The organism is Paraburkholderia fungorum, assembly GCF_046026025.1.
Classification (GTDB): Bacteria; Pseudomonadota; Gammaproteobacteria; order Burkholderiales; family Burkholderiaceae; genus Paraburkholderia; species Paraburkholderia fungorum_E.
Window position 1 is genome coordinate 100206 of the sequence record NZ_JAQQFL010000030.1, and the last position, 23618, is coordinate 123823.

At 63.2% G+C, this 23618-nt stretch carries 23 protein-coding genes; 9 read left to right on the forward strand and 14 right to left on the reverse strand.

Going from position 1 to position 23618, the window contains the following annotated elements:
- Positions 1–241 precede the first annotated feature (241 nt).
- Complete coding sequence (locus PQR67_RS27960) at positions 242–1690, reverse strand: aldehyde dehydrogenase family protein (RefSeq protein ID WP_408466076.1); 1449 nt, start codon at positions 1688–1690, stop codon at positions 242–244.
- 201 nt (positions 1691–1891) lie between these two features.
- Here PQR67_RS27960 and PQR67_RS27965 point away from each other — a divergent pair, with 201 nt between their 5' ends.
- Positions 1892–2872: a LysR family transcriptional regulator gene (locus tag PQR67_RS27965; RefSeq protein WP_408466077.1), complete on the forward strand. Its 981-nt coding sequence runs from the start codon at positions 1892–1894 to the stop codon at positions 2870–2872.
- A 157-nt stretch (positions 2873–3029) separates the two neighbouring features.
- The gene (locus PQR67_RS27970; RefSeq protein ID WP_408466078.1) at positions 3030–3584 is read left to right on the forward strand and encodes a YaeQ family protein; all 555 of its coding nucleotides are present in this window, start codon (positions 3030–3032) and stop codon (positions 3582–3584) included.
- Positions 3585–3698: 114 nt separating this feature from the next.
- Here PQR67_RS27970 and PQR67_RS27975 read toward each other — a convergent pair whose 3' ends face one another.
- A complete protein-coding gene (locus tag PQR67_RS27975) occupies positions 3699–4124 on the reverse strand; it encodes a VOC family protein (protein WP_408466079.1) in 426 nt (141 codons plus the stop codon).
- Between the two features lie 397 nt (positions 4125–4521).
- On the opposite strand from PQR67_RS27975, the gene ada reads away from it, so the two are divergent.
- From ada to PQR67_RS27995, 4 genes are all read left to right on the forward strand, one after another.
- On the forward strand, positions 4522–5718 hold the full coding sequence (ada, locus tag PQR67_RS27980; protein ID WP_408466080.1) for a bifunctional DNA-binding transcriptional regulator/O6-methylguanine-DNA methyltransferase Ada: 1197 nt from the start codon (positions 4522–4524) through the stop codon (positions 5716–5718).
- On the forward strand, positions 5715–6632 hold the full coding sequence (locus PQR67_RS27985; protein ID WP_408466081.1) for a DNA-3-methyladenine glycosylase family protein: 918 nt from the start codon (positions 5715–5717) through the stop codon (positions 6630–6632). Before ada ends, PQR67_RS27985 begins: the two co-directional genes overlap by 4 nt.
- Before the next feature lie 282 nt (positions 6633–6914).
- Complete coding sequence (gene gshA, locus PQR67_RS27990) at positions 6915–8531, forward strand: glutamate--cysteine ligase (RefSeq protein ID WP_408466082.1); 1617 nt, start codon at positions 6915–6917, stop codon at positions 8529–8531.
- Between the two features lie 273 nt (positions 8532–8804).
- Complete coding sequence (locus PQR67_RS27995; protein WP_408466099.1) at positions 8805–9296, forward strand: hypothetical protein; 492 nt, start codon at positions 8805–8807, stop codon at positions 9294–9296.
- Positions 9297–9661: 365 nt separating this feature from the next.
- Here the strand turns inward: PQR67_RS27995 and PQR67_RS28000 are convergent, their stop codons facing one another.
- Positions 9662–11224 carry a DHA2 family efflux MFS transporter permease subunit gene (locus tag PQR67_RS28000; RefSeq protein WP_408466083.1) on the reverse strand — a complete coding sequence of 521 codons (1563 nt, stop codon included), beginning with the start codon at positions 11222–11224 and terminating at the stop codon, positions 9662–9664.
- Positions 11225–11361: 137 nt separating this feature from the next.
- Positions 11362–11904, reverse strand: coding sequence for a MarR family winged helix-turn-helix transcriptional regulator (locus tag PQR67_RS28005; protein ID WP_408466084.1), 543 nt, complete (start codon positions 11902–11904; stop codon positions 11362–11364).
- A 252-nt stretch (positions 11905–12156) separates the two neighbouring features.
- Between PQR67_RS28005 and PQR67_RS28010 the strand changes: the two genes are divergently transcribed.
- Both PQR67_RS28010 and PQR67_RS28015 read left to right on the forward strand, forming a co-directional pair.
- A complete protein-coding gene (locus PQR67_RS28010; RefSeq protein WP_408466085.1) occupies positions 12157–12543 on the forward strand; it encodes a hypothetical protein in 387 nt (128 codons plus the stop codon).
- A gap of 249 nt (positions 12544–12792) precedes the next feature.
- Positions 12793–14349 carry an efflux transporter outer membrane subunit gene (locus PQR67_RS28015; RefSeq protein ID WP_408466086.1) on the forward strand — a complete coding sequence of 519 codons (1557 nt, stop codon included), beginning with the start codon at positions 12793–12795 and terminating at the stop codon, positions 14347–14349.
- A gap of 79 nt (positions 14350–14428) precedes the next feature.
- Here PQR67_RS28015 and PQR67_RS28020 read toward each other — a convergent pair whose 3' ends face one another.
- The 8 genes from PQR67_RS28020 to gspG all read right to left on the reverse strand — a co-directional run bounded on the left by PQR67_RS28020 (position 14429) and on the right by gspG (position 21265).
- Positions 14429–15208, reverse strand: coding sequence for a type II secretion system protein N (locus tag PQR67_RS28020; RefSeq protein WP_408466087.1), 780 nt, complete (start codon positions 15206–15208; stop codon positions 14429–14431).
- 22 nt (positions 15209–15230) lie between these two features.
- Positions 15231–15734, reverse strand: a complete 504-nt coding sequence (locus PQR67_RS28025; protein ID WP_408466088.1) for a type II secretion system protein M — start codon at positions 15732–15734, stop codon at positions 15231–15233.
- Complete coding sequence (gene gspL / locus PQR67_RS28030) at positions 15731–17152, reverse strand: type II secretion system protein GspL (RefSeq protein WP_408466089.1); 1422 nt, start codon at positions 17150–17152, stop codon at positions 15731–15733. Before gspL ends, PQR67_RS28025 begins: the two co-directional genes overlap by 4 nt.
- Before the next feature lie 28 nt (positions 17153–17180).
- A complete protein-coding gene (gene gspK / locus PQR67_RS28035) occupies positions 17181–18224 on the reverse strand; it encodes a type II secretion system minor pseudopilin GspK (RefSeq protein WP_408466100.1) in 1044 nt (347 codons plus the stop codon).
- Between the two features lie 832 nt (positions 18225–19056).
- Positions 19057–19734 carry a PulJ/GspJ family protein gene (locus PQR67_RS28040; RefSeq protein ID WP_408466090.1) on the reverse strand — a complete coding sequence of 226 codons (678 nt, stop codon included), beginning with the start codon at positions 19732–19734 and terminating at the stop codon, positions 19057–19059.
- Positions 19712–20128, reverse strand: coding sequence for a type II secretion system minor pseudopilin GspI (gene gspI, locus PQR67_RS28045; RefSeq protein ID WP_408466091.1), 417 nt, complete (start codon positions 20126–20128; stop codon positions 19712–19714). The genes PQR67_RS28040 and gspI overlap by 23 nt, the downstream gene beginning before the upstream one ends.
- 1 nt (position 20129) lies before the next feature.
- Positions 20130–20663: a GspH/FimT family pseudopilin gene (locus PQR67_RS28050; RefSeq protein ID WP_408466092.1), complete on the reverse strand. Its 534-nt coding sequence runs from the start codon at positions 20661–20663 to the stop codon at positions 20130–20132.
- 137 nt (positions 20664–20800) lie between these two features.
- Positions 20801–21265 (reverse strand): type II secretion system major pseudopilin GspG, encoded by a 465-nt coding sequence (gene gspG / locus PQR67_RS28055; RefSeq protein WP_408466093.1) that lies wholly within the window; start codon positions 21263–21265, stop codon positions 20801–20803.
- 261 nt (positions 21266–21526) lie between these two features.
- On the opposite strand from gspG, the gene PQR67_RS28060 reads away from it, so the two are divergent.
- Positions 21527–21940, forward strand: coding sequence for a hypothetical protein (locus tag PQR67_RS28060; protein ID WP_408466094.1), 414 nt, complete (start codon positions 21527–21529; stop codon positions 21938–21940).
- A 188-nt stretch (positions 21941–22128) separates the two neighbouring features.
- On the opposite strand, the gene gspF is transcribed toward PQR67_RS28060, so the two are convergent.
- Both gspF and PQR67_RS28070 read right to left on the reverse strand, forming a co-directional pair.
- Complete coding sequence (gene gspF, locus PQR67_RS28065; RefSeq protein ID WP_120347141.1) at positions 22129–23346, reverse strand: type II secretion system inner membrane protein GspF; 1218 nt, start codon at positions 23344–23346, stop codon at positions 22129–22131.
- A 4-nt stretch (positions 23347–23350) separates the two neighbouring features.
- On the reverse strand, positions 23351–23618 hold a 268-nt coding region (locus PQR67_RS28070), incomplete at its 5' end, for an ATPase, T2SS/T4P/T4SS family (RefSeq protein ID WP_459251985.1).

Sequence of the window (23618 nt, forward strand, 5' to 3'; positions counted from 1 at the left end):
TGAAAAGCTGCATTGGTTTGGTTTATTTGCAGCGAAGGTGCACGGCGGCGTCAGCCGGAACGTGGATAAGCGTGAATGTGGGCAACTCGAATCGCGGCAACCGGCGACTCGCCATGCAGGGCATGCTGAGCGGTGAGATTCGCCGCCGGGCGAACCGCGAGATACACGGTAGCTACGGCGCTGCAACGGGCAGCGGACTGAGCCGTAGGAGAGGTGACCGCGTAAGCACGTCTCATGGCCATCACCCCGCGACGTAGGCCGTTTTCACGGCCGTCCAGAACGCGGCATCGGTTGCGCCATAGGCGGACGCCTTGCGACCGCCGCCGGGCGCTTGAGGCTCGACGGCCGTCGTCGGCAGATTGATCGTGACGAGGCCGCACTGCGCGTGACGGCGGAAATGCCGCGCGCGGCTCAGCGAACGCGTACAGATGCCGGCGCATAAACCGTAGGTGGTGTCGTTCGCGAGATGCAGGGCGTGGTCGTAATCGTCGGCGCTCAGCACGACGGCAAGCGGGCCGAAAATCTCTTCTCGCGCGATGCGGTGCCCCGGTTCGGCGATGAAGAGCGCCGGTTCGAAAAAGTAGCCCCGCGTCGCGCGTTCAAGCTGACGGCCGCCGTGCAGCAACTGCGCGCCCTCCTGCTGACCGGCGCGCACGTAGTCGAGATTGCGCTCCAGCTGCGCGGCGTTGGCGAGCGGGCCGATATCCGTGCCGTGCTTCAGTGCGTGATCGACGCTGAGCTTGGCGAGTTTCGTCTGCAACGCGTCGACGAACGGCTCCAGCACCGCACGCTCGACGATCAGCCTCGACGCCGCCGTGCTGCGTTGGCCGGCGCAGCCATAAGCGCCGCTGAGCGCCGCGTCGACTGCGCCGTCGAGGTCGGCATCGGCCAGCACCACGAACGGATTCTTGCCGCCCATTTCCAGCTGCACGCGCGCCTGTCTCGCCGCCGCAACTTGCAGGACACGGGTGCCGGTTTCGGTCGAACCGGTGAAGCTGATCGCCGCCACTAACGGATGCGCGGCAATCCGCGCGCCAACCTGCCGGCCACTGCCCATCACGAGGTTGAATACGCCCGCCGGCAGACCGGCGCGGCTCACCATCGAGGCCAGCGCCGCCGCGCAAGCCGGCACCGATTCGGCCGGTTTAAAGACCACGCAATTGCCATGGGCGAGGGCGCCGCCGATCTTCATGGCGGCAATCGCCAGCGGCTCGCTCCACGGCGCGATGATGCCGATGACGCCGAGCGGTTCGCGCGTCATGTCGATCTCGACGCCGGCGCGCGCCGACACCCCGGGCTCGGCAGACACGCGAATTGCCTCGGCGGCGAAGAACCTGAAAATCTGGCCGGCTCGCGTTGCTTCGGTCAGCGCTTCCGGCAGCGTCTTGCCGACTTCGCGCGCAAGCAGCCGGGCCAATTCGTCGCGCCGCGCAAGCATCTCGCTGCCGATCGTATCGAGCGCATCCGCGCGGCGCTGCGCCGAACTGAGTGACCATTCGCGAAACGCCGCGCTCGCCGCTTCGATCGCGATATCGGCCTGCCTCGCGTCGGCCCGCACGTACTCGCCGATTGGCTCATCCAGGTCCGAAGGATTGAGCGACACGCCCGTCGTCGCGCCCGTCTCCCAGCCGCCATTGATGTAGTGGCGAAACGGGCTGGCAACAAGCGGGACGAGCGGATCGCGGTTCATCGAGGGCAGGGCGTCACCTAAGGACACGCATCAGGACATTCATGAGGAAGCTCACAAAGTCCACGAATGGTATGAGTCGCCCCAATAACTTTCCAATCCCTTTTTTAGCCATCCCGATATCAATTTCGATATGGCATCATGGAGACTTCACGACGGCAAATCGTCCGACAGACGGCTTCAAGCCGCATAAGGAAACAGGCCATGACGACGCGTAGCTACTCGAACTGGTTCGTGCGGGCGCGGCTCAAGACACGTCAGTTGCTGCTGCTCGCGGCAATGGAGGAGGAGGGTAACGTCCGGCGCGCCGCCGACGTGCTCGGCATGACCCAGCCCGCGGCATCGCGGCTCCTGAAAGAGCTCGAAGACATGCTGGAGGTGAGTCTGTTCGACCGCACGCCGCACGGCATGCACGCCACGCTGTATGGCGAGGTGATGATCCGTCACGCGCGCATGGTGCTCTCGAACCTCAGCCATGCGCATGACGAAATCTCGGCGCTGCGCGCCGGTCTGGCCGGCCAGGTGCGCATCGGCGTGATCGCGGCGGCCGCTGCGACGATGGTGCCGCGTGCCATTTCCCGCGTGAAAGAGCGTTATCCCCAGTTGCAGATCTGGGCGGAAGTCGAAACGTCAGATGTCATGCTACCGAGACTGACTGAGGGCGAACTGGACATCATGATCGGCCGGGTCCTGGAACGGCAAAACCAGTTCAAGGCCGAAATCCGCTACGAACCGCTGGCCGACGAGCCGTTGTGCGTGGTGGCGCGTCCCGGCCATCCTCTCGAAAATGAAACAGGTTTGACACTGCGCGGAATCGTCAACGCAAGCTGGGTTTTGCACCCGCCGGGCAGTGTGTTGCGTCATCGCTTTGATCTGATGTTTTCGCAGATTGGGCTGAATCCGCCGCAAAACGTGGTCAATACGAACAATTTTCTGGCAATTTCGAGCTTATTGCTCCAAAGCGACATGTTGGCGGTTTTGCCCGATGAAGTGGCGCGCCAGTACCAACAGTACGGTGTTCTCAAGCAGGTTCCGATCGATTTACCGTGCAGAATGGATACATTCGGTATCATCACGCGCCAGTCGCACCTGCTTTCGCCGGCGGCCTTCATTGTGCTCGAAGCCTTGCGGGAAGCCGCAGGCGAGGTCTACGGCAGCACCTTCGAGCCGCCAGTGGCGCGATAAATGCTTCTCCCATTGCGATAGTCGCAATTGCAGCCGGCCTACGGCTCGGGAGGATCACACGATGTACACCAAACACCGAACACGGCAACGCGCCGTCGACGATTCTTTTTCTGTTCGCTCCGCCTCCGGCGGGGTGAGCGCCTGGTTTAGCAACGGCATGGCTCTCAAATCGACGATTTATAAAGCAGAACTCCAGATCGCCAACATGGACCGGCACTACTACGCCGACCATTCGCTGACGATCGCCCGTCATCCGTCGGAAACCGACGAACGGATGATGGTGCGCGTCGCGGCGTTCGCGCTGTTCGCGCAGGAACGCCTCGAATTCTGTAAAGGTTTGTCGGACGTCGACGAACCGGATCTCTGGCAGAAGGACCTGACCGGCGCGATCGAAACCTGGATCGAAGTCGGCCAGCCGGATGAACGGCGCATTGCCAAGGCAAGCGGCCGCTCGAACGACGTGATCGTGATCGCCTATGGCGGCCGCACGTCGGATATCTGGTGGCAAGGGGTGCGCGGCAAGGTCGAACGCATGCGCAATGTGACGGTATGGACGCTCGCCGACGATGTCGCCGCCGCGCTCGGCTCGCTCGCCGAACGGACCATGCGTCTGCAATGCACGGTGCAGGACGGCGAAGCATGGCTCGGCAGCGCCGACGCCGATGCGGTAAAGATCGAGTGGACGGTATTGAAGGCGCCCGCCAACGCCTGACAAGGTTGACGCGCGCCAACACGCGCCGGCAGCCAGAGTTTGACTATGGCTGTGCGCGTCTATCTGGCTCGACGCCGGCCTGCCGTACCGGCCGGGAGGCAGCACCCACGCCCGTCACAGCGACGTCGCACGCGCCGCTTCGGGCGGCCCTTTGAGTTCGACCATATTGCCTTCCGGGTCGAACAGATACAGCGACTGCCCAAACCCATCCGCGCCGTAGCGCAAAGCCGCCTCGCCTGGCCGCGCGCCGTGTTCGGCCAGATGCGCCTTGAGCGTCTCGGCGTCGAACGGGTCGACCCGCAAACACACGTGGTCCATATTCCGCCCGGCACCCGGCACGCCGTTCTCGGGATGATCGAGCTTCGCGCCGACCTTCAACAGGTCGATCAGCGAACGCCCCGCACGCAATTGCGTCAGACCCAGGTCGAGTTGCTCCTTTTCGAGGCTGCAACCGAGCACTTCGCAATAAAAACGCGTCATCTCCGGAACGTTCGACGCCCGAATGACGATGTGATCGATCTCGCGAATGTGGATTTTCATGTCGAATGCCCCCTTGGCTGCTTTGCAGAACGGATGAACAGCCACCAGTGTAGGAGATCGGAAGGGGCAGCGAGCGCGGTGATAAACCGGCTGCGAGGGACAGATCAGAAAACATCAGACGAAAAAAAGCCCGCTCTATGTGGAGCGGGCTGAATCCATATCAGGAGGAGACATGGAGGAGACAAGTACTAATATACACATGGGGTTGGTGCGACGCAATAACTTTTTAAGGGAAAACCCGGTATCGTGCCAAATTGTCGCAGTTTGAGGCGAAACGAGCGCCTGGCGGGCGCCCGGCACTTACGAGGAAGTGCAATGACAGAGCAAGAACCGGAGCGTAGTGTGTCCGCATGCGGCCTACATTGGTGAGCATCGACAGCACCTTTCCGGGACCATCATGAACCCCACTATTCACAGCAATCGTACCGATACCGGCAGCGAAACCGCCACCGGTGACACCCGCTGGGACACCGACGCCGAGCGTTGGGACGCCGTCACCCGCCGCGCGCCGCAGGCCGACGGCGCGTTCTTCTACGCCGTCAAGACGACGGGCGTGTTCTGCCGCCCGTCATGCGCGTCGCGCCAGCCGCGCCGCGAAAATGTCGCGTTCTTCACCGACGCCAACGCCGCACGCGCCGCGGGTTATCGCGATTGCAAGCGTTGCCAGCCCGGCGGCCTGCCGCGCGAGCTGGAAATCGTCAATCGCGCGTGCGCCGCGCTGGACGCCGATCCGCAGCAACGGCTCACGCTCGCGCAATTGAGCGACGCCGTGCACGTCAGCCCATTCCACTTGCAGCGTCTGTTCAAGCGCGTGGTGGGCGTGTCGCCGCGTCAATATCAGGCCGCGCAGCGCGGCGCCGCGTTGCGCGACGCACTGCAAAGCGGGTCAGACGTGACGCGCGCCACGCTCGACGCCGGCTTCGGCTCGCCATCGCGAATGTACGACAGCGCTTCGGCGGAATTGGGCATGGCGCCGTCCGCGTTCCGCCGCAAGGGCGCGGGCCTCACCGTGCGTTACGCCAGCGCACCGACCTCGCTCGGGTTCGTGCTGGTTGCCGCCACCGACAAAGGCATCTGCAAAATCGGTTTCGGCGACGATGCCGCGATACTCGCCGACGATCTGCGCGGCGAGTTCGCCAACGCCGAGCTGGTCGAAGACGCAACCCGGCTCGCACCGTTCATCGCGCAGATCGACGCCTATCTGCGCGGCACGCGGCAGGACTTCGATCTGCCTCTGGATATCGCCGCCACCGCGTTCCGGCAACGGGTATGGAACGCGCTGCGGCGCATTCCCTACGGAGAGACGCGCAGCTATTCGCAGATCGCGGAAGCGGTCGGCTCACCCCGCGCCGTGCGCGCGGTGGCGAGCGCGTGCGCGACGAACCCGGTCGCACTGGCGATTCCATGTCATCGCGTGCTGCAAAAGGGCGGGGCGCTCGCGGGGTACCGCTGGGGCCTGCCGCGCAAGGCCGCGCTGCTCGACAACGAAGCCCGGCACGCTGGCGACGTTGCGCTCGATGAACCCAACCAACGCCGCGAGCGCGCGGCCGCTATTGCCACCTCTGCCACTCCTAAACTGGACCACGCCGCGTGAGCACGCTTGACGACGTCGCAACCCTTGAACTGCCTTTCAAACCACCCTTCGACTGGCCGCGCCTGCTGCGTTTTTTCGGCGGACGCGCGACGCCCGGCGTCGAAGCGGTCGAAGACGGCGCCTATCGCCGCGCGATCGATTGGGCCGGCGATAGCGGCACGCTGACGGTGCGTCTGCATCCGCGCAAGCGCTGTATCGTCGCGAACATCGAAGGCCCGGCGAGCCGTCATGCCGACGCGCTCGCCGCGCCCATCGCGAGGATGTTCGACCTGCGCGCCGACCCGAAGAAGATCGGCCGCGAACTGGCCGCCGACCCATGGCTCGCGCCGTTGATCGAGGCCGTGCCCGGTCTGCGCGTGCCGGGCGCGTGGTCGGGCTTCGAACTGGTGGTGCGCGCCATCGTCGGGCAGCAGGTCAGCGTGAAGGCGGCGACCACCATCATCGGACGATTGGTGCAACGTGCCGGCGAGCGCATCGAAAGTCATCCGCATGAGCACACCGCGTGGCGCTTTCCGACACCGGCCGCACTGGCCGCAGTGGATCTGGAAAAGATCGGCATGCCGGGTAAACGCGTAGCCGCGTTGCAAGGTTTCGCGCACGCCGTGGCGTCGGGCGAGGTGCCGCTCGACAGCAACGTCGCCGACGCCGACAGCCTGCGCGCGGCGTTGCTCGCACTCCCTGGGATCGGCCCATGGACAGTCGAATACGTGGCGATGCGCGTATGGCGTGACGCGGACGCCTGGCCCGCATGGGACCTCGTGCTGATGCAGTCGATCGCTGCGCGCGACCCGTCGCTCGTACGGCCCACCCAGCAACGCACGCGCACCGACGCGTGGCGGCCGTGGCGCGCGTATGCGGCGATGCATCTGTGGAACGAGGTGGCGGACCGGGCGGGGGCCGCGCGCGGCGGCTGAGGCCGTGACCGTGTGGCCGTGTGGCCGTGTGGCCGTGTGGCCGTGTGGCCGTGTGGCCGTCGGGGAGTGTGAGGGTTGGTGGGGCGCAGGGCGAACCATTTGTCCTGAAATTAGGCCAGGTTGTGTCGCCTGAAGGCCCGCCGAAGCGGCCTCAAGCAGCCGTTGTGGCGAGATGTTAAAGTGCCCGCTACCCGAAAATTCCGCCGAACGTTGTCAACCGCGCAGTGCTGCACGTAAGCAGTGCAGCGGCACATGGCGGCCGACAACGCCCGACACGCATCAATGCCAAACACGACACCTTCCCGCACGACCGACGCGTTAGCGCAACGCCTCTCCCTGCTGACCTCGGGTCCGCAGCGCGACGCGCTGATCCGCGGCCTGCGCGGCATCGAAAAGGAAAGCCTGCGCGTCACGCACGACGGCAAGCTTGCCACGACACCGCATGCGCGCGCACTCGGTTCGGCGCTCACGCATCCGTCGCTCACCACCGACTATTCCGAGGCGTTGCTCGAACTGATTACGCCGGCCGAGCACGACGTCGCGCTCACGCTCGAGAAGCTCGATACGCTGCATCGTTTCGTCTACGCCGAACTCGGTGACGAGATCTTGTGGAATAACTCGATGCCGGGGCTGCTGCCCGACACGGACGAGGGCATTCCGATCGCGCACTACGGCACCTCGAATATCGGCAAACTGAAGTACGTGTACCGCATTGGCCTCGCGCTCCGTTACGGGCGCACCATGCAGTGCATTGCGGGCATCCACTACAACTATTCGCTGAACGAAGAAGTGTGGCGGACCTTGCATGCGGACCAGCAATCCACGGCAACCGCCGTCGATTTCCAGTCCGACCGCTACCTCGCGCTGATCCGCAATTTCCGCCGTACCAACTGGCTGCTGATGTACCTGTTCGGCGCGTCACCGGCACTGGATCGCCGCTTCTTGCGCGATCGCCAGCACACCCTCGAAACTTTCGACGCCGACACGCTGTATCGCCCGTATGCGACCAGCTTGCGCATGAGCGACCTTGGCTATTCGAACACCACCGCACAAGCCGCGTTGCACGCCGATTACGACACGCTGCCGGGCTACCTCGACGCGCTCGCGAAGGCCGTGAGCCAGCCTTATCCCGCGTATGAAGCGATTGGTACACAGCGCGACGGCGAGTGGGTGCAGATCAATACGAACGTGCTGCAGATCGAAAACGAGTTCTATTCGACGATCCGCCCGAAACGCGTCACGTACCCGGGCGAGCGTCCGCTGCACGCACTGGCCGCGCGCGGCGTGCAGTACGTCGAAGTGCGCTGTATGGACATCGATCCGTTTGAGCCGACCGGTATTTCGCTGGAGACGTCACGCTTCCTCGACGCCTACCTGCTGGTCTGTGCGCTCGACGACAGCGCACCACTGCCGCCGAACGCCTATGCGGAGGCGAATCAGAACTTCGGCCGCGTGACGATGGAGGGCCGCAAGCCGGGCCTCGAACTGACGCGCGACGGTAGCCCGATCGCAATGGCGGATTGGGCGAACGAACTGCTCGTCCAGATCGACGCGGCGGCCGCGACGCTCGACGCATTGCACGGCGGCGACGCACATGCACGCGCCGTCGCGGTTCAGCGCGCGAAACTGGCGGATGCATCGCTGACGCCGTCTGCGCGCGTGCTGCAGACCATGCGCGACAAGCAGCAAAGCTTCCTCGCGTTCGGTCTCGACCAAAGCGAAGCGCACGCCGCTTATTTCCGCTCACGTCCGCTGGATCCCGCGCAGACCCGGGAATTCGCCGACCTTGCCGTGCAATCGCTTGCCGAGCAGGCCAAACTGGAACGGGAAGAGGTGGGTTCATTCGACGCATTTGTCGCCGCGTACCGGGCGTACACACTGAACCGGTTTAGCGTCTGAGCAACGAGCAGACAGCGTCGAAAGAAAAGCGGTCCCGAGGCTCATGCCGTTCAGTTAGTCCTGAACGGCATTTTCATTTGTGACACGGAAAGCGGCCTCGCGAGTCGTTTTTCCATTGCGCACAGGTAACGTCTACGCGGAGCGATGCCAGCGACCCGCGTGTGCCGGCAAAATCTCCACACGTTTTGACGATTCGCTGACGCATATGAAACACCTTGTCAGGAATGCGGTCCAACTTTCACGACACGCTCTGGAGAGGGAGGCTTGAACGTGATGAAAAAGGATCTGTTGGCCGTACTGTGCCTGATGGTGGTAGGAGGATGTTCGACGCAGGGGCAGGTTGATCCGGACGTCATGCAGATCGCGACCACGCCGTTGACGTGTTCGACCAAAGCCGAGTGTGATGTCTGGTGGCAGCGTGCGCAGACGTGGGTAGCGGGCCATTCGAAGTACAAGATTGAATCTGCGACCGACACATTGATCCAGACTGCGGGCCCGGACGGCGGCAAGCGTGCGCTTGCGTACCAGATAACGCGCGCACTGAACCCGGACGGCACGGCAACGATTGGATTCGCGGCGCATTGCGATGGATCGATGGGTTGCAAGCCAAACCCATGGGAAGCGGGCGCCGATTTCAAGCAATACGTACGAGGCATCGCAACGGGCACGCCGCAGAGCGGCGGAGGCCCATCGCAACAGGCGCCAACGGCGATGCACCCGGACGCATCGGGGCAATCGATCCCGGGGGACGCGACAACGCAGTGAGGGAGAGAAAACGCTCGCGAAAAAACTGCGAGCACGACACGGAAAAACTCGCAAAACCGCAGCGAGTGGCGTCAAGACCGACGCATCGGCGCGCGCAGCGCCGCCGGAAGAATGACTGCTGTGTCACTCACGCCGAATGCGCGAGGACACGGATTCCAGATGCACCACTACCGCGGCTGCGCGGGGGACCCGCTTAAGAGCTGGCGGTGTGAAGCCGCTTTCTTTTGCCTACTTTTCTTTGCGGCAGGCAAAGAAAAGTAGGTGCCGCCCCGCACAGGGGCAACGCTAATAAACCAATAACAAAGCAAGGAAAGGCCAACGCCGTAGGCATACAACCAAGCCCCGCACAGGCAAAAAAAACACCATCAATGCCCCATAGAAGGCCCAACCCCCTTCCTGGGTTTAGTCACCCAAACAAGCACAGCCAACACAAGAAACCCCGCACAGGAAATCCGAAAAAAATCATTAGTGGCCATCATATAAGCCTGCGCGGTGACGACCTGATTCAACTGAGCGGTGAGGCCATCCCCAGAAAGCCCGATACCAGCCAACGCATTCGTATAAGCATTGGTATTCGCCGAATAGACATTAACCGAATCGGTCAGCATCGCATGATGATAAATCGTGTCATTTTCCCAGTAAGTCGTACTAACAGCCGTCCCAATCGCCCCTGACAAAGTTCGAAAGAAGTTCGACAACCCGGAAGCACTGGCAAGCCGCTCATCCGACACGCTGGACAGCGTAATGGTCGTCATCGGCACAAAGAAACAGGCAACGCCAATGCCTTGCACCAACCGCGGCCAGATCACATGATTGAACGGGACATCGAGCGTAAAGGTCGAGTTCCAGAACGACACGAACGCAAACACGATGAACGCAAAACTCGCCACCATGCGCAGATTCAGGCGATGCATATTCTTGCCGATCATCGGCGACAGAAACAGCGCAAGAATACCGACCGGCGCCGTCGCGAGACCGGCAATCCCCGCCGTGTAGCCCATCACCGTCTGCAGCCACAGCGGGAAAATCACCACCGATCCGAAGAACGCCATAAACCCGAACGAAATAATCACCACCCCGAGCGCAAAGTTACGATCCTTGAATAGCGAAAGATCGACAACGGGCTCCTTATCCGTCATCTCCCACACCAGCAGGAACGCGATCGACACCACCGCGATAATGGCCAGCGTGACGATAAACGTCGAGTTGAACCAGTCGCGATCCTTGCCCAGGTCGAGCACCATCTGCAAGCACGACACGCCGATCACGAGCAAGGCAAGGCCGACCGCATCGATACGCTGTTTGGTCACCTTGGTCTCACGGCCGCGCAGCAACAGGAACGCGCACACCGCCGAAAACAACCCGATCGGCACGTTGATATAGAAGATCCACGGCCACGTGTAGTTGTCGGTGATATAGCCACCCATCACAGGCCCGAAAATCGGCGCGCAGATCACGGTCATCGCCCAGAGACCGAGCGCGAGCCCGCGCTTTTCCGGTGGGTATGAGCGCATCAGAATCGTCTGCGAGAGCGGGACCATCGGCCCGGAGACCAGTCCTTGCAAAAGCCGGAACGCGATCAGCGATTCGAAGTTGTGCGCGAAGCCGCACAGCGCCGAGGCGATCGTGAAAAGCAGAACGGAGAGGGTGAACAGCCGCACCTCGCCGACACGCCGCGCGAGCCAGCCGGTCAACGGCACCGCGATCGCCGAGGCCACGGAATAGGATGAGATGACCCAGGTGCCCTGACTGGTCGCCACGCCAAGGCTACCGGAAATGGTCGGCACCGCGACGTTCGCAATCGACGTATCGAGCACTTCCATGAACGTGCCGAGCGCAAGACCGACGGTGAGCAATGCCAGCGTCCCGCCTTTGAGCGGGGCGGGTTCGGCGGCGGGTAGGGCGTCGGCGGGAGCCGTAGCAGCCATGTGTGATTCTCCTCAGCGGGGAAAGCTTGTCGCGGCAGCTTTATCGCACCTAACTAACAGCGCGCTTACATGCCGGATCACCCTCTGCCCAGACAGACATTTTTTTAAACAACAGCGCGTTCAAAAGCGCCTCCTGTTTACTGCTCGCCGTGATCGGGCGACGGCGCTTCGGGTGAGTCTTCCAGCAATTCCCGAGTGGATTCCAGTCCACAACACCCGCTTGCGCCTTCACCGATGCCGTTCGCAATGAAACGGCCGAGCAGGCTGAGCAGGGTGGCGTGCTCCGCAGCGGAAAACCCACGCAACTGCTCGTTCAGCACAGCGGCGCCCAGACTGGGCAATTGCCGCGCGGCTTCGTGGCCCTGCGGCGTCAGTTCCAGCTTGACCATCCGGCGGTCGGCGTCGCTACGTGTGCGCACGATAAAGCCTTTCTTTTCAAGGCGATCGAGCAAACGCGTCATCGATCCGCTGTCGTATGACATGACTCGCGACAACTCGAACGGCGTGTTCGCGCGCTGCGAGGACAACATCAGAATCACACCGATCTGCTGAGCGGTCAGTCCTAACGGTTTGACCGCGCGGTCAGTTCGTTCGACAAGCACGTTTCGCGCTTTCGTCAGGTAATAGCCAAGACTCGCTTCGAGTCGAATCTCGTCCGCTTTGTAGGGGCCGTCAGTCATCGTGTATCCGGGAACATCGCCAAGCAGAACGAATTCTAGCTGCCTAAGCAGACAAGTCAAACTGGATTTCGCGGGGCGCGAACAGCGCAAAAAACAACATCGCCCGTGTGAACGAGCAAAGTATCTTGAAATTTAATTGCATAGTCAATATTATGATAGGCAACGAGTTACGCGCGATCCGCGCCACCCGAGACCATGTTCTGACCGATTGTCTGCACGCCGCACCGGCGCCGTGCGAAAAGGATTTCCCTCATGCTGTACCTCAAAAACACCCTCGGCGGCTTGAGCCGCTCCCTGACCGATTCCGCACTGAGCAGCTTCCAAGGGCCGCATCGCTGGTGGAAACTGGCGCTGTTCGCCGTGCTGTTTGTACTGCCTGGTGGATCGGTGGGAGTCGCGGTGTTTGCGTGGTTCGAGCATCGGCGGGTGCAGAAAGAGGCTCGAAGCCTTGCTGCAGCTGAATCAGTGGGATCAGCAGGGTTGCCGGCAGCGGGCGCGGGCGTCATCGCCGCGGCGAAAGCCGTTCCGGCCCTTGCCGGGAGCGCGGCGGCCGCCTGCCACGCAAGAGGTGATGCGCCGTGCCGCGCTGCGGCCGGCAAGCTGGCCCGGCAGACCACGTCTTCGGATTCGCGGGTTTAATTCTCCTCCCGCAAAGCCGGTCCTGGTTGCCTGTGCGGCGCGCCTGCGTCGCCAGAGGCAACCAGGCCGGTAACAGCACGTAACCATCCCGACACCCTAAGTAACACACCTCCGCCTTCCCTCGCATTACCCTTTCAGTTTCCCGCGTTCATGCGGCCCCATACGCTAACATTCCGGCAGAGCCACGATCTCGCCCGGCTGGCAGTGCCGCCATTGGCCGCGCTGCGGCGTCCTGAAGGAATCCATTGCATGCAGTTTGATCGAATCTCGCGCGCGCGGACGCTTGCGCCCCGCGCCCTGACTATCGCCGTGGCTGCGGCTCTCGCCACCCTGCTGGCTGGCTGTGCGGTCGGCCCCGACTACAAGCGGCCGGCGGCTGAAGTCCCCGCGTCCTACAAGGAAGCCGCGCCCGGCTGGAAAGTCGCCCAGCCGGCCGATCGGCAAGACCGCGGCGACTGGTGGACCATTTACGAAGACCCGCAACTCAACGCACTCGAAGGCAAGCTGAACACGTCGAACCAGACCATTGCGCAATATGCCGCCGCGTACCGGCAGGCACGCGCGCTAGTCGGCGAGGCTCGCGCGGCGTATTTCCCAACCGTCGGGGCATCGGCGGGCGTGACGCGCTCCGGCTATGGTTCCTCGTCGAGTAGCGGCGCGACGACCACGAGCCGCTCCGGCGTCAACAACAGCTACAACGTGCAACTCGACGCAAGCTGGGAGCCGGACCTGTGGGGTTCGGTCACGCGCTCGGTCAACTCACAGAAAGCCGGCCAGCAGGGCGCCGCCGCCAATCTGGCGAATGCGCGCCTGTCCGCTCAGGCCACGCTCGCGCAAACCTATTTCTCGCTGCGCGCGCTCGACTCCACCCAGAAGCTGCTCGACGACACCGTCGCGGCCTATCAGCGCTCGTTGCAGCTCACGCAGAACCAGTACGCGGTGGGCGTCGCGGCACGTTCGGACGTCATCCAGGCGAAAACGCAGTTGCAATCGGCACAGGCAGCCGCAATCGACAACGGCGTGCAGCGCGCACAAGACGAGCACGCGATCGCCGTGCTGGTCGGCGAACCGGCCTCGACCTTCTCGATTCCGCCGATGCCGCTAACCGCCACGCCACCTGCCGTGCCCGCGCAAATGCCGTCGGCGCTGCTCGAACGGCGTCCGGATATCGCGGCGGCCGAGCGCACGGCGGCGGCGGCGAACGAACAGATCGGCGTGGCGATTGCCGCGTTCTTCCCGTCGCTCACGCTGTCGGCCACCGGCGGCTTCCAGAGTTCGGCGTTCTCGCAGTTGCTGACCTTGCCGTCGCGCTTCTGGACGCTGGGCCCGCAGCTCGCCGCCACGATCTTCGACGCGGGCCTGCGTGAAGCCAAGACCGAAGCCGCCCGTGCGGTCTACGACCAGGACGTCGCCACCTACCGTCAAACGATTCTGGCGGCGTTCCAGGACGTCGAAGACAATCTCGCCTCGCAGCGCATCCTCGAACAGGAAATCGTCGTGCAGCGGCAAGCCGTGGATTCCGCGCGTCAGGCGCTCGACATCGTCACGAACGAGTACAAGGCGGGTACGGTCGGCTACGTCAACGTGTTGACTGCGCAAACTACCGCCTTCATCGCGGAGCAGAAACTGGAAAGCCTCGCCGGGCAGCGTATGGTGTCGTCGGTGGGTCTTGTGAAGGCGCTCGGCGGCGGCTGGGAAGCGTCGCAAATGAACCGCGAAACGGGCGATGTAGCGGCGCCCGCGCCGTTGCCGGCCACGCCTGTGGCGCAAAACGGCGCCGCGCCGCAACCGGCGCAGAGCAATTAGCGGCGTGACGCGCTAAGGAAACGCAAAAGAGGCATGGCCGCGAAATGCGGCCATGCCTCTTTTTTTTGCAACCCGAATCTCAGTGCACAAACGTCAACGCGACGCTATCCGGTCCGCTTGGCCGGCCCAACAGATTCAGCAGTCCGGCCAGGTTGTCGCGCGCTTCCGGCGCGGAGCTGGCCGTCCCTTGAAACGACGTCGAAGCTGACGACACACTGCCATTGCCGGTCAGCATCAGCGGCCCCTTAAGGGTGGTCAGATCCAGCGTGGACGACGCACCCTGCGCCTGGAACAGCAGCCGGTAAGAGCCTAGCGGCTTGACCAGCGAGACACGCGAACTGACGTCGTTCAGGGTCACGGTCAACTGGCCGAACGCCTCCTGATTGAAGCTGCGCCAATCGGACCATGCGAGGCGCACGTCGCCTTGCAGATCGAGGGTGTTGAACGGCGCGCCGAGGCCGCTCAGGAGCGATGCCGGCACCGCCATGGCACCCGGCGTCACGGTGGCGGTGCGCGGGGTGATGTCGACGGTGATCGGGTCGGGCATGGCTTCGCTGTGCCGCATGATCATCCGCACACGACCGGTAAAGAGCGGCCAGAACGCCGTGCGCCATTCGATCCGCCCCGGCAGCAGGGTCGCGGCACTCATGTCGGAACCGGCGGCGAGCATCAGCGTGGCCGAGCCGTGCCACAACGAGCCGGCAGGATCGACGAGATTGACGTGGCCACGGGTCTGTTTGGCGAACTGCGGCGTAATCCAGGCGGCCGGCAACAACGTGAGCATCACGGCCGCGCTAGCGAACACCGCGACCGCCAGCCAGGGTAGCGCGACGCGCAGGCGCCGCATCCAGTAAGTCATGCGAGATCCTGTAACGGCGCGGTCATTTCGCGGTAGACGGCTGCAACGATGCCGTCAGATCCACCTGACCGTCTTCCTTGAGGGCGCTCACGTGTGCCTCGGCGACCTGCACCTTGAATTGCTTGCGCGCATCGTCGACCCAGCTCGTCCACGCGGGGAACGACGCATTCTTCATCTGGATCTGCACCGCATTGCCGATCACCTGCACCTGGGTCGCGGCCAGACCATGATCGCTGAGCGAGGCGCTGAGCGCGTCCTTCAGCGCCGCGCCGGTCGGCGCGACACCTTGAGCCGCGGCGGAAAGCTGGCGCGCTTCATTCGACTGCGCGGTCATCTGCGCCAACTGACGTTGCAGAGTGGGCAGCGACTCACGCAGATGCGCGCGGCCCTCCTGCGCCGGCGCCCACAGCACCGACCACGCGATCACCACGGCCAGCACCCCGCCACCCCACGCCAGCAGCGTTTTTTCGCGCTCGGAGCGCTGGTCCCAGAATCCAGCCCAGCTTTGGGCGAGTTCAGCTTTCATTGTCCGTTCCTGATGGTCCACTTACCGGTATTGCTGTCGATCGCGCCGGTCAGGCCGTTGCGCGACAGACGCCTGGCGAACTCGGCATCGAGTTTCACCTCGGGCTTGAAGGTCACATCGAGCCGCCGGTCGTGATAGTCGAGTGCGGCGATGCCGTTGACCGGCACCGGCGCCAGCGAACGCGCGAGGCCATCGGCGAGCGACAGGAAATCGTCTGGTGAAAGCTCACCCGCCGCCACCCGCAACTGCTGCAACTGGCGCGACATCTGATCGGGCGCATCGAGCACGACCGTCGTCTTGGGGAAGGTATTGAGAAACAGCTCGGTCATTTGCGTGCTGATCGCGTCGCGCTGACGCGCGAGCATCAGCCACTGCACGTTCGCGCCGACAATCGCGATCACCAGCGCGCCAACCGCCAGCATGACCGGCAGACGCAGGCGCCGCAGCGTCGCGCGGTCGAGCCGCCACGGTTGCGAGGCAAACTCGAACTGACACAGATCGAAGCGGCACGCCAGTGCGCGGCGCGCGAGTTGCTCGAACGGCAACGGGCTGGCTCCATGCACATAGGCTGCGAGTTTCGCCGGACTGGTTGCCGCGAGACTCGGCTCATTGCCGGGCACTTCCGTCAGCATGTACAGCGAGACCGCCGCAGCGCCGGCGAGCGCGCTGAGCGTCGCGTTCACGGCGCTGGCCGGCACCGCCAGCCCCTCGCCCTGCACGCCGCGCGCGATAGCCAGTTCGACGCGTGGTGCACCGTTGTCCACCACGCGTTCGACTGCGCCTTCGAGCAGCAAAGCGGGTGAGGTATGCGTAACGGCGCCGAGTACGGCCGCCACCATTGGCACGACCGAAGCGACTCCTGGCGCCACCACCGGCGCGACACCCGGCAGCGACGTCGCCACGCTGGCGGTGCCCGCCATCACCGGTTCGCCCGCATTGACCATCTCCGCCACTTCGGCGGGTGTATCGAGCGCGACAGCCTGCGGCAGACAGCGCGTAACCGGCACGGCGCGCACGCTGCGGTGGCCGGCTGCGGCAAAGCCCTCGCAGATGAAGCGGAACCAGCCGCGGTCGATGATCGCGAGCAACTGCCGGCCGCCTGCGACCGGTTGCGGATCGACGGCGATATGACAGGTTTGCGGGTCCTGGATCAACTGATCCTCGACGATATTCGGCAATGCCTGGCGCAGCCGCGGACCGCGCAATGGGGGCAGCTTGGCGGGCATCATCAACAGGTCGCGGGCGGCGACCATCAGCACCGTCGACGAGGCGCGCGGCAGCAGCGCAAGGGCCGAACGGCCCGCGCGTTGGGTCCGGCCCGATTTGTCGAGCAGCACGAACGGCAAGTCCGGCAGTTGCCATTCCTGCGACGGCACCGCCGGATCACGCGGCGGCAATAGAACGATCAGCGTGCTCAAAGGCCACTCTCTCTGGGAAAGGCGTTATTCATAGTTGGTCTTGTACCCGCACGATACGCGTAGTGTGAGTCAAAGCATCGCGATAGACGAGGGTCGTGCGATCCACTTCCGCGCGTTCGTGCTGCACGCGGCCGTGGATCAAAAAGTAGCTCGTGTTGACGTCCATTTCATTCGGATCGATCGAGACCGACTGTACGCCTGCGCCGCGCAACGCGAGCTGCACGTCGGCGACATTATGGAAAAACACGGTCTGCCGGCGCGCGACGAAGGCTTGCGCGGCGGACAGACTCATCCCTGGCACGATGGCGGCGACGACTTCGGCGGAGGCCGTATTCATGTTGACCGGCGACACCGTCGGCAGCACGGTGACGAACGGCCGCAAGCGCGCGATCATTTCCGGTGTATAACCGGGAATATCGAGCAATGAATCGACGCTCGTCATTTGCAGCGGCGCGACTGCCGCGTTGTCGTCGCCGTCTTCGATACCGGGTTTGTCGGTGAAGCTGCCGCCGATGGCGCCGCCGCCTGCGGTAATCGGGGTCGCCGTCGTGCCTGCGGGGGAGGTGACCGTCTGGAAGCGGGTCGCCGATTGCGCGAGACTCGAGCGCACCTGCAAGGCGGTGGCTTTCGCCAGTTGGCTGTTCATACCGAGCGACACGAGCAGGTTCTGATAGGCGCCGACCTGCTCCATGTTCAGTTGCATGACGCCGGGGGCCGGGCTCGAGACCAGATTGCGGAGGTTGAATTTCGCCTGGGCGTCTTCGATTGAACCTGACAGGTAGGTCGCCTGGCCTTGTTCGGCTCTGACTTCACCAATTTGTCCAAGGAAATCCGACAGACGTGTTTTGGCGATGGGGACACCCCATAGGCCACCCAGGTAGGTGATGCCTGCTGAGGTGTCACCCTCCGAGCGGAGGATCAGGCGCGTCCAGTCGAGCGCGCCTCGTCCGATCCATTGCGCCTGGGATAGGAGGCGTTGGTTTTCTATCCTTCGGATTTGGACTTGCTGGCGCCAGAGCATGCCCGATACTAAGATCGCTGATAGCGCGACTACTAGTAGGGCGCTGATGATGGCTGCGCCGCTCTGGTTTGCCTGTGGCTGGTTTTTTGTCTGTGCTTTTTCGGGGTTGGGTTTTCCCTGCTTTCCGGTGTTGGCCTTTCCTTGCTTTCTTATCGGTTTATTAGCGTTCCCCCTGTGCGGGGGGGCACCTACTTTTCTTTGCCTGCCGCAAAGAAAAGTAGGCAAAAGAAAGCGGCTCAAACCGCTAACTCTTAAGTGGGTCCCCTGGCTTGGAGGAGGCAGTGGTGCATCTGGAATCCGTGCCCCCATGTCCCCAACCGCAAGTGACAAAGCACTCATACCTCCCGCCTCGCGCTGCGCGCTCGCCGGACGGGTCCACTTCGAAAACCCATGGCTTCGGTTGAGGGAAGGGGGGGCCGTCGGCTTCGCATCGGCGAGGTGCCCAATCAATTGCCGGGCAAAATCCGGCGCGTCAGGACTTGTGCGTACGGCTGAAAAGCGCGTTACGCCGGAGCGACCAAATGTTTGTGATGTACCGTTCGGCGCGCGGAGCGCCGCCGGAGCGGATGACGGCTTTGTCACCAGGGCTGAATGTGCGGGAGCACTGATTCCAGATGCACCACTGCCCCCTCCGAGCCAGGGGACCCACTTAGCATTAGCGGTTTGAGCCGCTTTCTTTTGCCTACTTTTCTTTGCGGCAGGCAAAGAAAAGTAGGTGCCCCCCCGCACAGGGGGAACGCTAATAAACCGATAACAAAGCAAGGAAAGGCCAACACCGGAAGAAAACAAGGAAAGACCAGCAACACGAGAAGAGCGCAAACAAAAGCGCTGCCAGAAGCGCAGAACCACAGAGCGTCGCGGAGACAACAAAAAAAACCTCATCTCATTCTCCGACGAGAAAAACCCGCGTAACAGGCCGCGCCAACGACTTAGCCCCCACACTCACTTCCAGCCCAGTCACCGACCGCGGCAGCGGCGCATTCCCCAGTTGGGGCACCTTCAAATTATTATCGTTCTCCGTAATGGCACTCTGCACATCCTTCATCTGCGTGGTCCAACCAACCTTGGGCACATAAAGACGCGCCGAAATAGCCCCAACGCCGCCCATCAAAGGCACCGCCGTCCAGCCATCTCCCTCGCCCCCGCGCAGCGCACCACGCAACTCGCCCACATTCCCCAGCGGCGGTGACGCATACCGGATCACACGCCCCTCGGACACGCGATACCTCACCACCTGCAAGCGCGGCGCCGTCCCCGGCAACAAAATCTGCCGCACGATCTGCAGCACGCTGCCGCTAATCGACACGGCGGCTTGCCCAGACTCGTCGTCCGATACGGCCTGACGCGCGTCGATCCGCATCTGGTCGAATAGCTGCGCAAAAACGCGCTCGTCTTCCATCGCGTTCGTAATCGTCTGCCGGCCACGAACGATCTGGTCCAGCCCGCGCCACGACAGCACGGCAATCACCGCCATGATCGCAATCGCGACCAGCAGCTCGATCAGCGTGAAACCACGCGCGCCCGATCGGCCGCGGCGCTTAGAGCGAACGGTTGTTTTCATTCGCGACCACCGTGACCATCTGGGCGAGATTGCCGGAACGCCCAGGCATCGTCACCATCACTTCCACCCGACGAAACACCGGATTCGGCGTCGCCGTCACATTCTCTGTACACATCAACTGCAAATTGCCCTGCGAACAGTCAAAACTCGTGGAGCCGACGTTCGGCCAGCCATGCGTCAGATGCAATTGCGCCAGCGTGTTGTCCGCGCTCCATCCCGCCAGCAACCGTCGATGCAAATCGGCTTCGCCACTCGCCAGACTCCCCACGGCGCGCAAGGACGCGGCCAACGCAATCGCAATGATCGCCAGCGCCACCAGCACTTCGATCATCGTAAAACCGCGCTGCGCGCTGTGGACCATCTCGCGAGTGCCCATGTTCCTGCAACGACGCATCTCAGTGCACCTCATAGCGGCCGTTGCCGGTGCCGACAATCGTCGCGCGCCCCGCCGCCGAAAACAGCGTGATCTGCACCGGCACGTCGATCGCTTCGGTACCGAACACAACACGGCTCGGGTGCGAATCCGACCCGGGATAATTGATCGTGACGCCGGTCACGCCGCCCTCCCAGTTGCGCGGCCCGAGTAGGTCGTCACGCAGCGGACGCCAGCCGTCTTCGGTACGCTGGTCGAAACGAAAACCACCGTCGAGCGGTTGCCAGGCGATCGGCCGTGCGCGTACCTGCGCTTCGTCGCCGGCCGATTCGAACAGCAGCGCGAGACGCTGCGCCTCTTCGTTCAGATCAGTGCGCGGGTTGCGCGTCATCGTCAGCGCGGTCAGAGATACCAGAATGCCCGCGATCACCAGCACGACCATCATTTCCAGCAGCGTAAAACCCGCCGCGCGCTTCGGTGCGCCGACGCACGCCGTGCCCGGCAGCAGCGTCGTACACGGAGTGTCCACAGGGGACTTGCAAGCGGACAGTCGCATAGTGCCGGCCACAAACGATCAACCAAAGATCAGAAAAACAATGAGTCGATAAGACGCGCGGTGGATCGCCAACGAACTACGCGATCCGGCGCGCCTGACAATCAATAGCGCTTAATGAATCACTGAACGGCCAGGGACTACTGCCACGAACCGATGTCGGCGTCGTTGCCTTCGCCGCCCGGTTTGCCGTCCGCGCCATAGCTGAACACGTCGATCTCGCCATGCACGCCCGGATTCAGATACTGATAGGTATTGCCCCACGGATCGTTCGGCAAACGTTCGAGATAGCCGCCGTCTTTCCAGTTGTTCGGCACCGGGTCAGTGGTCGGCTTTTCGATCAACGCGCGCAGGCCTTGCTCCTGCGTCGGATAGCGGCCGTTGTCGAGACGATAGAGTTTCAGCGCCTGCATCACGGTGCCGATGTCCTGCTTGGCGGCCACGCGGCGCGCTTCGTCCGGACGGCTCATGATTTTCGGCACGATCAACGCGGCCAGAATACCCAGAATCGCGATCACGACCATGATTTCAATCAGCGTGAAACCGCGCTGACGACGGCTGCGCGGGCCCGCGATTTCAATACGTCGAGTGGTCGACAGTTGCATAGCTTGCTACCTCTTTTCAGATGAAATTTTCGATCGGGCGGGATTCGCGTGTCAGCCAATCAGGGTGCCATTGAACACGCCCGGCCGGTCATTTTAATGTCATGCAGTTGAAGGGTTGAGAGAAAACGCCGGGCCGCCCCAACTTTGCGCGCCACAGGAGGTCCCCTTGGGGGATCGCTTCTCCTCGGGGCCCGCGCGAAGCGCCAGGTTAAGGGCACTTTCCACCAACGCAATTTTCACAATAGTCCGTACAATATGCGCATGAACGCCATTCAAATCCGCCTTGTGTCGCTCGCACTGTTCGCCGTGTTTTGCGCGACCTTGACCTACTGGGTCATCACGCTCGCCACCACGTCCGGTGCGCCGTTGCCTGCTGCCGCCGCGCACGCGCAGGTCTCGACCGAACAGGCCGCCACGCTGTTCGGCGGGCAGCTCACCCGCAGCGCCAACCAGGACGTGCATCTGTTCGGTATCCTCGCTTTGCAGGAAGGCGCCGCAGCCATCGTCAGCGTCGGCGGTGAACCGCCGCACGCGGTGTCGCTCGGCAGCGCGCACATGCAAGGCGCCAAACTCTCCGAAGTCCGCCCCCGCTCGATCATCATCGATCGCAATGGCGCGCATTCCGAAGTATTCCTGCCGGCTAATCCGGCAGGTCCCACCATCTACGTGCGCTAACCCAGGCGTTCTGCCTCGCTTCAACAGATTGTGCGCTTGCTGAAGCGGCTTGCCGTACGTGAGCGTCGCAACGGCGCTCGACACATCGGGGTTGGCACGCTGTCGCAGCAGAGGTTGTCGCCGCGGTTGCAACCACACCGGTTACAACGTCCACTGCTGCAACCGCTTAACCGAAAAACTTCTGCGCCTTACTGCACCAGGTTGTTCAATTCGATGATCGGCAGCATCACCGCCAGCACGATCACCAGCACCACGCCCCCCATCGCCAGAATCAGCAACGGCTCGAGCAGGCTCGTCAGGAACATCGTGCGCCGCTCCAGCTCACGTGCTTCGCCGTCGGCCGCGCGGTCGAGCATGGTCGTCACGTCGCCGGTCGCTTCACCCGAGCGGATCAGGTGAACCAGCACCGGCGGAAACGTCTTCGTATTGCCGAGCGCGCGTGACAGGGACGTACCCTCGCGCACACGCACGATCGCATCGTCGATGTTCTCGCGCATCGCGTTGTTGCTGAGCGTTTCGGCGGCGGCCTGCAACGCGCGCAGAATCGGCACGCCCGCTGCCGTCAGAATGCCGAGCGTGCTGGCGAAACGCACCGTGTTATAGCCGCGTACGAGTTTGCCGAGCAGCGGGGCGGTGAGCAGCCAGCGGTCGAACGCGAGCCTCGGGCCCGGCTGCTTCAGGACCGAGCGCACCAGATACACCAGCACGGCCACGCCGATCAGCATCGCCCACCACCAGTTCCTCACGAAACCGGATAACGCCATCATCATGATGGTGAGGATCGGCAATTGCTGTTTGGTGCTGGCGAACACATTCACCACTTGCGGCACCACGTAGCTCAGCAGAAACGTGACGATGCCGAACGCGATCAGCGTGACGATCGCGGGGTAGGTGAACGCGAGTACGATCTTCTGCTTGAGCGCGTTGCGTTGCTCGATGTAGTCGGCGAGGCGCGAGAGCACCAAACCGAGCTTGCCGGTATGTTCACCGGCAGCGACCAGCGCGCGATAGATCTCGGGGAAGTCTTTGGGATGCTGCGTCAGCGCATTCGCGAGCGAGTGGCCGCCGAGCACTTCGGCGCGAATCGACGCCATCAGCTCGCGGATGTAGTCGCGCTCCGATTGTTCGGTCAGCACCGAGAGCGCTTCGTCGAGCGGCAAGCCGGCAATCAGCAGACTCGCCAGTTGCCGCGTGAGAATCGCCTGCTCGCGCTGCGACAAACGCCGCCCCAGCGACAGACGCTGATTGCGCTCGCCACGCGTGCGCGTCGCGGCCGGTTCAACGACGAGCGGCGTCAGTCCTTGCGAACGCAGATTGGTCCGCGCGCCGCGCGCGCTGTCCGCGTCGAGCACGCCTTTTTGCGCTTTGCCCGCCGCATCGATCGCTTCGAAACGAAATGCCGGCATGCGCTTATGCTCCGCCCGTTACGCGGATCACTTCTTCGAGCGACGTCAGCCCCGACGCCAGCCAGCGGTCCGAGTCCTCGCGCAGCGTACGCATGCCCTGCGCACGGCCCGATGCCAGAATTTCCGCATCGGATGCGTTGCGGTGAACCAGCGAGCGGATCTCGTCGTCGATCAGCAGCAGTTCGTACACGCCGCGCCGTCCCGCATAACCCGACTGTCCGCATTTGTCGCAACCGACCGGATGCCAGCGCACGCTGCCATCCTCTTCAACG